Source organism: Dactylosporangium sp. NPDC050688, from assembly GCF_040654515.1.
GTDB lineage: Bacteria > Actinomycetota > Actinomycetes > Mycobacteriales > Micromonosporaceae > Dactylosporangium.
This window is the reverse complement of the sequence record NZ_JBFAIC010000135.1, coordinates 1-11494: the sequence shown is the minus strand read 5'-3', so window position 1 is coordinate 11494 and position 11494 is coordinate 1. Positions and strand designations below refer to the sequence as shown.

The following is an 11494-nucleotide window of genomic DNA, read 5'->3' as shown; positions in this document are numbered from 1 at the left end:
ATGGTGTCGACGTTATTTGGCTCAGCCTGGACCCAACGTGCACGACCGTTGTCGACATTGAGGTACTCGACCAGCCGGTCTCGACGTCAACCCGGCGGCGGACGGGTAGTTGGCCTGCTCACAGCCGACCAACAATGCTTGATCACGTACCCGCTCATGCCGCGTCTGGTGCGCGAAGGCCGCTGGAGTGCGTCACATTGGGTGACCGGCGCTTCCGCCGCCGGTGGTCTGACATGCCGATGAGCGAGCGCGGCGGCTCACCAGCGACTGCGACGCTCCGTGTACGGGGCGGACCTGCTCGATTCACGTTGCTGATCAGCGTGACATGTCCGGAAATCGCCGAGACGGCCCAAGAAGTCCCGGGAGGTGTTCCTCTCGGTGCGAGTGGAAGCCTGCGTGGACGTCGGGGCCGCCACCTGCGGTGGCGGGGCTTCGAACCGGCGGCACGGCCGGTCCACCCGACGGCTCCGGCCATGCCGCCGCTCTGTCACATTGCGAGCCGCGGATCGAGCGCGATGGCGGTGATCCGCTCGAGCGTCAGCGGCGGTGCCGGCAGGTATGCGGCCGAGGGCTGTTTGCCGTCCCAGCCGTTCCAGCAGTTGCGGACGCTGACGGAGACCAGCGAGTACGGACGCCAGACTAACACCGCGTACACGATGAGGTCACCGTTGTGCATGGACAGTGCCAGCACGGTCTCACCCTCCGGGCCGATGCTGTCGGTGCAGTCGAAGGTGTTGGAGCCCGGCCCCCGATATTCGAACTTGCCCCGCCACTCGGCGCACGACCCGGGCTCCGGCGCGGTCTCTGACGGCAACGGCGAGGACCCAGTGCCCGGCCGCGAGTCAGCGGAGAACGTAAAGTCGCCGATGCCGGCCGCCGTGGTGAGCACCGCGATGCTCATGTGGGCGCCCGCGCGGTAACCGGGATAGTCCATGCCCGAAATGACGTCGACGGTTGCGGCTCTGGTGAGGCGGTCCGAGACCGTGACCCCGGTCAGGCCGACCCGCAGCAGCTCGTTGATCGCGGTGCTCTGCCGCCGCAGCACCTGGTCATTCGGCTCCGGCGACCGGCTGGGCACTGCCGCTGCCGAGCTCGGCCTGGACATCGCCGGGGCGTTCCGTTGCGCCGCTGGCGGGGCCATGCCGTTGCCAGCGAAGACAATCGCGGCGATGACGACGACCACGGCGACGAGCACGCCGGCCGGGCGAAGCAGCAGGATCCTGCGCTGTCGGGCGATGGTCGCGTCAACATCGATTCGAGTCGGCGGTGCGACGCCGATGGCCTCGTCAAGCAATTCACGCATCGGTTACTCCTGTTCCTGGTCGGCGGTGGCGAGGAGGCGCAGCGTTGCGAGGGCCCGCGCGGTTTGGCTCTTCACGGTCCCTTCGGACACCCCGAGGATGTCCGCGGTCTGGCTGACCGACAGGTCGCAGTAGAACCGCAGTACGACACACGCCCGGCGGCGCGGCGGCAGCGTGGCGAGCAGCGCCAACAGATGCCCGTCGCCGGGCTCGGCGTCATGGGTCGCCGCCTCCGGCAGGTGCTCGACCGGGTCCTCCCGCCGCCGCCACAGCCGGCGCCGCTCATCCAGCCAGGTATGAGTGAGGATGCCGTGCACGTAGGCGTCGAGGTTGTCCGCCCGCTGCGCACGGTCCCAGTGCCGGTACACCTTACCGATGGTGACCGCGACAACGTCATCGACGGCGTCCCAGTCCCGGCACAACAGAAAGGCACTGCGCCGCAACGGCTCCAGCCGCGCCCGCACATAGTCCCTGTACGCGTTCTCGTCCGCACGCTTCACCGGCGCGTTCCCTCCGACATGTCCTTCACACCAGAACGTCGCACCACACCAGCGAAAGGGTTGCCCGCTGCCCGACTCCAATCCCAACGTAAATCCCGACCCCGACCGAATCGCGAGAGAGTCCACAGCAGGCAGCGGCTCAAGCACCTGAAGGCAGGCGCCGCACCGTCACTCCGAGTCGCGCAATCACCCAGCCGCACCAAGGCCCAAAACACATCCGCATCCGGATCTGCCGCTGACGGTGCACGCACCTTCGGACGGCCGTCACGCTCCGTACCCGAACTTCCTCAGCTGAGCACGTCCACACTGCTGGCAACCCTATGGCGTTGGCTCTGCCTACTCGACGAGCACGGGTTCCGAGGTCACCGACGAAACCGCCGATGCGCTGACGTGGTGTTCAGTGACGGCTCGTGGAAGCAGGGACGACCTACGTTCCATGTAGATTCCCGCCGCAGTTGGCATTCCCGCCGAACTGTGACCCGCGGTTCTCTGCCCAGTCTCAGCCAGAGTCACCCGGCAGGAGTCTCATGTTGGTGGCATTTCCCAGCCGCGATCACACAGGGTTTCGGCATCACGTCGGCCGGTCCGCCGTTGCCACAGGGTGTTGCGGGAGTTCGACGGTGATGTCGAGGCCGCCGTCGGGCAGGGCGGTGAGCGCGAGCTGTCCCCCGTGAGCGAGCGCGACCGCGCGCACGATGGACAGTCCCAGTCCGAGGCCCTCGGTTCGGACGCGGGCACCCTGTCCGTATACGAACGGTTCCAGCAGCGTCTGTGCCTCGTCGGGTGGGATTTCCCGGCCGGTGTTGAAGATCCGCAGGACGGCCCGTCCGCCCGCGGTGCCTGTGGAGACGGTGAGGTGCCCGTCCGGCCGGTTGTAGCGGATCGCATTGTCGACCAGGTTGCCGATCATTCGTTCCAGCAGGACTGGTTCGCCGCTGACCGGCGCCGGCCGCAGGTCCGTGTGTACGGCGAGATCGTGCGTCCGTTGCCTGGCGGCGTCGAGGGCGGCGGCCGCGATGCCGGCCAGGTCGTCCGGCTCGCGCGCGCCAATCCCGGCCTGGCTGCGGGCCAACAGCAGCAGCCCGTTCAGGACGCGCTGCACGTGTTGGACAGCGTTGCGTACGTCGCCGGCCATCGTGAGCAGTTCGGCACGGTTCGGGTTGCCGTCCAGGGTGACGTCGATCGCGGTGCGCGCGGTGGTCAGCGGCGTCCGCAATTCGTGGGCGGCGTTGGCGGTGAACAGCCGCTGGCTGTCGAGGATCCGGTCCCGCTCGGCGACGCCGTGTTGGATGCGGTCGAGCATGTCGTTGACCGTGGCGGCCAGCGTGGACAGTTCGTCGGCGGGTGCGGTGACCGGGATCCGCTCGGTGAGGTTCTCGGCCGACAGCCGGTGTGCGGTGGCCGAGATCGCGCGGATCGGTCGCAGCACCCGTCCGGCCATCAGCCACCCGAGTGCGGCGGTCAGCCCGGTGACCGCGATGAGCGCCAGACCGGCCTGGGTCAGCAGCGCGGACAGGGTGTCGGCCACCATCCGGTCGGCGAGATCGTGCAGGCTCTGTGCCGGCTGGGTCGCGCCCGCAGACGGGCTCCCGGCGGGGTCCAACTCGGTGAAGAACGTCCCGTGCCGCAGCCTCTGCCGCATCAGCAGGTAGGTCAGTGCGGTCAGCGCCCCTCCGGCGGCCAGCACCAGGGTGGTCAGCAGCAGGGTCAGCCGCGCTCGGGCGGTCAGCCTCATCCGGCGATCCGGTAGCCGGCGCCGGTCACCGTCTCGATCAGCGGCGGGTCGTCGAGCTTGCGGCGCAGCGTGCCGACGGTGATCCGGACCGCGTTGGTGAACGGGTCCGCGTGCTCGTCCCACACCTTGTCCAGCAGGGTTTCCGTGCTGACCACAGCACCGCCGACGGTCAGCAGCTGCTCCAGTACGCCGAACTCCTTGGGCGTCAGGTGCAGCAGCCGCCCGTCCCGCTCGGCGGTACGGCGGGCCGGGTCCAGCGCCACGCCGGCGGCACGCAGCACCGGCGGGCGGGCCGGGGCGCTGCGCCGTACCAGGGCGTGGACCCGCGCGACCAGTTCGGAGAACGCAAACGGCTTGCCCAGGTAGTCGTCCGCGCCCAGCATCAGCCCGCCCACCCGGTCCTCGACCGCGTCGGACGCGGTCAGCATCAGTACCCGCGACGCGCCCTGTCGGGCGAGGTGGCGGCACACGGTGTCGCCGTGCACGACCGGCAGGTCTCGGTCCAGCACCACCACGTCGTACGGCGTGAACTCGCACTTGTCCAGAGCGGTCTGGCCGTCGAGAGCGACATCGACCGCAAAGCCGTGCTTGCGCAGCCCGGCGGCGATGTACCCGGCGAGGGGCTGTTCGTCTTCGACCAGGAGCACGCGCATCCGAGCAGTATCGCAACGGCGACCTATGGAACGCATATGGTTCGCCGATCGGCCACCGATCGGCGCCTTCCGGTAGATGTGGTCATCGTCGAAATCCAGAGAAGAAAAGGTGATTGACTGTGACCACGACTCGCCGAGCGGCCCTCAAACTGCTGGGTGCCACCTCGGTCGCCGCCACCGCGGGGCTGGCCGTTCAGACCACGGGCTCGCAACCCGCCGCCGCGCAGACGGGTGCCCCGTCGGGGCGGGTACCCAAGGGTCTGAGGCCCGGCGGTGAGCTGGACCAGTTGATCGCGGACATGGCGGCCAGGGACGTGTTCTCCGGCAACGTGCTGATCACGCACCGGGGGCAGACCGTCCTTGCCCGGTCGTACGGCATGGCCGACAAGGCGCGGTCGGTGCCCAACGGGCCCGACACGCTGTTCGGCCTGGCCTCGGTCGCCAAACTGTTCACCGCCGTGTCGGTGGCGCAGCTGGCACAGCGCGCCAAGCTGCAGTACTACGACACGCTCGGCATGCACGTGGACGGGTTTCCGGCCGAGATCGCCGACCGGGTGACGATCCACCACCTGCTGACCCACACCTCGGGCCTGGGCGACTTCTTCGGCGACCCCGGGTACTGGGACGTGGCCCGCACGTGGACCAGCGTGCAGCAGGTGACCGACGGTGTCGGCCAGTTCGTCCGGAAGGAGACGCTGGCCTTCCCGCCGGGCGCTGGCAGTCAATACAGCAACTCGGCATACCACCTGCTCGGAGAGATCGTCGCCCGGGTGTCCGGGCAGGAGTACCACGACTACGTCCGCGAGCACATCTTCCGCACCGCCAGGATGCGCAGCGCCGACTTCTACACTCTGCCGCAGCTGCGCGAGGACCGCCGGATCGCCCACGGCTACTATCGCCCGGAGGGATCGAGGGACCGGATCGACAACATAGACGAACAGATCTTCGCCCCCGGCGCATTCGCGACCTGCGCCCAGATGGAACAGTTCGCCCACGCGCTGTGGGAGGAGAAGCTGCTGAACCCGGCATACACCCGGCTAACACTGAGCCCGAAGTTGCCTGGGCTGCCGCCGCCCGGCCCGGTTCCGCTGACGGTGTTCACGGGCTATGGCCCAGGCGCCACGCTCGCCGGTGACCGGTGGTCCTACGGACACAACGGCGGCGCGAGCAACGGCGCCGCGGCCGAGCTGGTGTTCTACCCGGACAGCGGGTACGTGACAGTAATCATGTCCAACTACGAGATCGAAAGCATCCGGGGGATCCCCGGCCTGGCCCGGAAGTTGATCGTCGAGCAGGGGTAGCGAGCGGGAACCGCACAGCGGCCTCGAAATGTCCGTGAGCAACAGAGATTCACGGACATTTCGAGGCCGCAGGCCCATGCTGCGACGCAGGTCCGACTTGAGCTTCTCCCCGTTGTCGCACGCGGAGGGCTCCTTCGGGCCGGTCGACTCGGGTCAGACCTTTGGCCAGTTCCAGGGGATGTCGACGGGACTGCCGAGGTCGAGCCGGCCGTGCGCGAGCACCCCGCGTTGCCGGCTTGCCGCCGCACGGTCGGCGGTGACTGGTCCAACCGGCTGCGGCTCGTACAGCTGCCGGAGTGTGCGCTGGAGACCCCTGACGCACCGCAGTGCCAGGCGACGGCCCTGCCGACGGTCAACGACCCGGCCACCGGCAAGCTGACCACGACGGTGTCGCTCGCGTCGGTGGCGCCGGCGAAGACGGCCGCGGGTGCCTCGACGATGTCGGCGGCCGCGGCGAGCGGGTCGGCGGGTGCGGTGGTCGCGCTGGCGAGCTCGCCGCAGTCCTCGACCGGCGGCGGCGACTACGCGGCGACCCCGTTGAAGGCCACCAGCAGTTGGTCTAGCGGCGGCCAGTCCGGCGACTTCACCTGGTCCTACCCGATCGAGGTCCCGACGGCGTTCGGTGGCCCGTCCGCGCAGGTCGGCCTGTCCTACTCGGCGCAGTCGATGGATGGCAAGACCGCCGCGACGAACAACCAGCCGTCCTGGATCGGTGACGGCTTCGACTACGCGGCCGGTGCGGTGAGCCGCGCCTACCCCGCCTGCGTCGACGACGGCAAGACCGGCATCGGCGACCTGTGCTGGGGCACCGACAACGCGACGCTGACGCTGCCCGGCCACGCGGGCGAGCTGATCCAGGTCTCGACCAGCCCGGACGTCTGGAAGATCAAGAACGACGACGGCAGCAAGGTCGAGCGGCTCACCGGCGCGACGAACGGCGCGCGCAACGGCGAGTACTGGAAGGTCACCACGACCGACGGCTGGGAGTACTTCTTCGGCCTGAACCAGCTGCCGGGCTGGTCCACGAACAAGCCGGTCACCAAGTCGGTGTTCACGGTGCCGGTGTTCGGCAACAACGCCGGCGAGCCCTGCTACAACGCCACGTTCGCCAACGCCTCCTGCGACCAGGCCTACACCTGGAACCTCGACTACGTCGTCGACCCGCACGGCAACAGCATGTCGCTGTGGTACGCGCAGCAGCTCAATCAATACGCGCGCAACGTCACCAACAGCGCCGTCTCCACGTACGTGCGGGCCGGGCACCTCGACCACATCGACTACGGTACCCGCCGCGACAGCAACGTCGACAGCATCTACTCCGTCGGCGCGGCGCCGGCCCGGGTCGAGTTCGGCCTGCAGGACCGCTGCGTCACCCCGGGCGCGACGTGCGTGAAGTCGACGCCGTCGAACTGGCCGGACGTCCCGTGGGACCAGCAGTGCGACTCCACGACCTCGTGCCCCGATGTGTACACGCCGGCGTTCTTCACCCAGAAGATGCTGTCCACGATCACCACGAAGGTGTGGACCGGCACCGGCACCACCTACCGCGACGTGCGCCGCTGGACGCTGAACCACCAGTTCAAGGACCCGGGTGACGGGCACGCCAAGACCCTGTGGCTCAGCGGCATCTCCGCCGCCGGTCTGGCCGCGACGCCGAACCTCACCACCCCGGACGTCACCTTCGCCTCGGTTCAGCTGGGCAACCGGGTCGACACCGCGGTCACCAAGGACCCGATCATCCGGTTCCGCATCTCGTCGATCACCAACGAGGCCGGTGGCGTCACCGCGGTCACGTACTCGCAGCCGGAGTGCGTCAAGGGCACGAACATGCCGGCCGCGCCGGACACGAACACGAAACGCTGCTACCCGGTCTGGTGGACGCCGTACGGCGGCACCGCCGCGACCTTCGACTGGTTCGACAAGTACGTCGTCACCGGCGTGACCGTCAGCGACCCGAGCGGTCTCGCGCCCGCCGAGGTCACCACGTACTCGTACGACACGCCTGCCTGGCATTACGACGACAACGAGATCGTGCCGTCGAACCACAAGTCGTGGGGCCAGTGGCGTGGCTACTCCAAGGTCCGGACGCTGCACGGCGCTGCCGGCACCAACCAGGAGCAGACCGACACGATCTACTTCCGCGGCATGCACGGCGACAAGCTGAGCAGCGGCACGCGGACCGTCACCATCCCGGCCGACCCGACCTTCGGCGGCGCCGCGATCAACGACGAGGACTGGCGGCGTGGCCTCACCCGCGAGGTCATCCAGTACAACGGCGTCGGCGACAGCGCCCCGGTGCTGTCCAAGAGCCTCACGGAGCCGTGGGAGTCCGGGCCGACCGCGACCCGCACCCGCAACGGCGTGACCGTCAACGCCTACATCACCAACACGAAGTCGTCGACGACGAAGACCGCGCTCGACGCCAATCGGGGCTGGCTGACGGCCAAGTCGACCAACACGTTCGACACCGAGACCGGCCTGGCCGACCCGATCGGCCGGATCATGAAGGTCGACGAGACCAACGACGACACGTCGGCCAACGACAACCGGTGCACGATCAACACGTTCGCCACCGATCCGAACGGCAAGATCCGCACTGTCGTCGCGCAGCAGCGCAAGCTCGCGGTCTCGTGCTCGACGGCGAACCCGAACCTCGCGACGGACCTCATCTCCGACGTGCGGACCTGGTACGACGGTGCGACCAGCTTCAACTCGACGGTCACAAAGGGCGACGTCACCCGGACCGAGCGGCTCGCCGACGTCGTCGCCGGTGCCGCGACGTACATCAACACCGCCGAGGCGACCTACGACGTCTACGGCCGGACGCTGACGTCGAAGGACGTGCTGGGCAACGTCACCACGACCGCCTACACGCCGACCACCGGATCGCTGCCGACGAGCATGACGTCGACGGCCAACGGCTGGGTCAACACCGTGTACTCCGACCCCGCGTACGGCAACCCGACCGCCAAGGTGGATCCGAACAACCGGCGTACCGATCTGGAGTACGACGCCTTCGGCCGGCTCACCAAGGTGTGGGACCCCGGCCGCGACAAGGCGACGCAGACCCCCAACCTCAAATACACCTACGTGATGGGCGGCACCACCGGCGCCACCTCCGTCGCGACGTCGAAGCTGAACCCCGCTGGCACCGGCTACAACACCGCGTACCAGGTCTTCGACAGCCAGCTGCGGCCGCGCCAGACCCAGGCGCCCGCGCCGGGCGGTGGCGTGACGCTGACCGACACGATCTACGACTCCCGCGGCCTGACCGTCCAGACCAACAACGCCTACTTCCAGGCGGGCGTCTCGTGGGGCTCCCTGTTCGTGCCGTCCAGCCCGGTGCCCGGCCGGATGCTCGCCACGTATGACAACGCCCGGCGCCAGATCGCGTCGATCTTTCAGAAGAACGGCGTCGAGCAGTGGCGGACCACCACCGCCCACGGCGGCGACTACAGCGACGTCACCGCACCCCCCGGCGGGGTCGGCACCACCACGTACGTCAACGCCACCGGCCAGGCTACGAAGATCATCCACTACCACTCGAACGTGCCGAGCGCCGACAAGGTCTCCACGGCCAACCGCGCGATCACCACGTACGAGTACGACAAGCGCGGCTACCCGTCGAAGATCATCGACCCCATGGGGTCGATCTGGACCTACGAGTACGACGTCCGTGGCCGGATGAAGCTGTCCAACGATCCGGACCGCGGCCAGACCACGTACACCTACGACGACGCCGACCGCCAGGTCACCGTGACCGACGCCCGGACCATCACCCGGACCACCGTCTACGACCAGCTGAGCCGGCCGACCGAACGCTGGCAGGGCGCCGCCGGGACCGGGACGCTGCTGGCCCGCACGACATACGACTCGCTCGCCAAGGGCATGGCGGACACCAGCACCCGCTACGTCGGCGGCGCGACCGGCGCCCAGTACACCACCAGCGTTCTGGGTTACGACGCCGCCGGCCGGGTGAGCAGCGCCGCCGTCACGATCCCGGCGACCGAGGGCCTGCTCGCCGGCACGTACACGACGAACACCACCTACAACGTCGACGGCAGCATCAACACGGTGCAGCTGCCGGCCATCGGCGGCACCGCGATCGGCGCGCAGCCGGCCGAGACGTTGACCTACGGCTACGACAGCATGGGCCTGCCGACGACGCTGTCCGGCACGAACACGTACCTCACGTACAGCGCCTACGACAGCCTCGGCCGGCTCAGCGCCACGCTGAACAACGACGGCGGGTCGAAGAACCTCGCCCAGATCTACGCCTACGAGGACGGCACCGGCCGCCTGCTCGAGCACGGCGTCTACGACAACGACACCAGCAACGTCTACCAGGACGCCTACTACGAGTACGACACGGTCGGCAACGTCACGGGCATCAAGGACCTGACCAACCAGTACGGTGCCGGCCCCGACGACAACCAGTGCTTCCGCTACGACTACTTCCGCCGGCTGGTCCACGCCTGGACGCCCGCCAACGGCGCCTGCGGCACGACCGACCCGGTCAACCCGACCCTCGGCGGCCCCGCTCCCTACTGGCAGTCCTGGACCTACGACGAGGTCGGCAACCGCAAGACCCAGGTCGACCACGTCAGCGGCGGCACCACCACGGCCACCTCGACCATCCCGGCGCCGACCGCGGCCCACCCGCACGCGCTGAGCAAGGTCGACTACACCGGCGTCGGCGGCGCGAAGACCAACACGTACGCCTACGACGACGCCGGCAACATGACCACGCGGGCGGTCGCCGGCAAGCCCTCACAGACCCTCCACTGGGACGCCGAAGGCCACCTGAGCTCGGTCACCGACACCAGCGGCGCCGCCGCCACCTACATCTACGACGTCGACGGCAACCGGCTCATCTCGCGCGACTCGACCGGCGCCACCCTGTACATCGGCTCGCAGCAGCTGCACATCTCCACCACCAACGTCGTCTCGACCACCCGCTTCTACGGCTCGACCGCGTTCCGCACCAGCGGCGAGGGCTTGTGCTGGACCGCGGCGGACCCGCACGGCACCAGCACGCTGAGCTTCAAGGCCTCGACGCTGGCCAAGACCCAGCGCCGGATGACCCCGTTCGGCCAGTCCCGCGGCACCGCCGTGACCTGGCCGACGAACCTGGGCTTCGTCGGCGGCACCGACGACCCGACGGGCCTGACCCAGCTCGGCGCCCGGCCCTACGACGCCTCCATCGGCCGCTTCGTCGCCGTCGACCCGATCTTCACCTCCACCGACCCGCAGTCCTTCAACGGCTACTCGTACGCCCACAACAGCCCCATCAACGCTTCCGACCCCAGCGGCCTGAAGGACGACTTCTACCTGTACGCCTTCACCACGGTCGAGCGGTGGACCAAGGGCAACTACCGCTACACCAGGATCATCGACTGGTACGTCGGGTGCTCCTTCGACGGCTGGTGCAACATCGGCGTGCTCTACGGCGACCTGGTGGCCTTCTTCCGCAACTACATCCCGCCGGCCGGGGTGCCGTACATCCCGCCGGCGGTGTACAAGGCCCAGGCGGCGATCCCCCGCTGCCCGGTCATCATCATGCCGGAGCCGCCCCCGAGCTGCTTCGTCCTCGACCTGAAATGCGCGTACAGGGACCCCGGGGCCTGGTGGAGGACCAACGGCAAGCCCCTCGCCGTCGGCGCGTCCGTCATCGGCCTCGGCACCTGCCTCTGGTCCTTGGGCATCGGCTGCGCGATCGCGGGCGGTGCCGCCTCGACCCTGAACATGACGGACCGAACATACGATTTCGTCCAGAACAAGGAGTACAACGACGGCTTCTGGGCCAACGCCAAATACGGCGGCGGCATGGCCCTGGACACCCTCGGCTTCCTCCCCGGCCTCGGCCTGGCCCGCGGAGCCTCCCGCGGAGCAGGGGTGCCGCTGGCACCCACTGAGGTGATCTCAGCAGCGTAGGTACATCGATTGGGACGACACGCACATTTCTGTCCTATTTGGACAGTGGGGTCGGGGACGTGGAGTCCTC

6 protein-coding genes are annotated in these 11494 nt (G+C 68.7%); 2 read left to right on the top strand and 4 right to left on the bottom strand.

The window, feature by feature from the left end:
- Positions 1 to 487 precede the first annotated feature (487 nt).
- The 4 genes from AB0H83_RS50805 to AB0H83_RS50790 form a co-directional block, all read right to left on the bottom strand.
- Positions 488 to 1303 (bottom strand): hypothetical protein, encoded by an 816-nt coding sequence (locus tag AB0H83_RS50805; RefSeq protein WP_360110933.1) that lies wholly within the window; start codon positions 1301 to 1303, stop codon positions 488 to 490.
- Positions 1304 to 1306: 3 nt separating this feature from the next.
- Positions 1307 to 1801, bottom strand: a complete 495-nt coding sequence (locus AB0H83_RS50800; RefSeq protein WP_360110930.1) for a sigma-70 family RNA polymerase sigma factor — start codon at positions 1799 to 1801, stop codon at positions 1307 to 1309.
- A gap of 571 nt (positions 1802 to 2372) precedes the next feature.
- Positions 2373 to 3536, bottom strand: coding sequence for a HAMP domain-containing sensor histidine kinase (locus tag AB0H83_RS50795; protein WP_360110927.1), 1164 nt, complete (start codon positions 3534 to 3536; stop codon positions 2373 to 2375).
- Entirely contained in the window at positions 3533 to 4189 is a 657-nt protein-coding gene (locus AB0H83_RS50790; protein WP_360110924.1) for a response regulator transcription factor, read from the bottom strand. The genes AB0H83_RS50795 and AB0H83_RS50790 overlap by 4 nt, the downstream gene beginning before the upstream one ends.
- A 119-nt stretch (positions 4190 to 4308) precedes the next feature.
- On the opposite strand from AB0H83_RS50790, the gene AB0H83_RS50785 reads away from it, so the two are divergent.
- Both AB0H83_RS50785 and AB0H83_RS50780 read left to right on the top strand, forming a co-directional pair.
- The gene (locus AB0H83_RS50785; RefSeq protein WP_360110921.1) at positions 4309 to 5490 is read left to right on the top strand and encodes a serine hydrolase domain-containing protein; all 1182 of its coding nucleotides are present in this window, start codon (positions 4309 to 4311) and stop codon (positions 5488 to 5490) included.
- A 210-nt stretch (positions 5491 to 5700) separates the two neighbouring features.
- Complete coding sequence (locus AB0H83_RS50780) at positions 5701 to 11424, top strand: RHS repeat-associated core domain-containing protein (protein ID WP_360110918.1); 5724 nt, start codon at positions 5701 to 5703, stop codon at positions 11422 to 11424.
- Positions 11425 to 11494 lie beyond the last annotated feature (70 nt).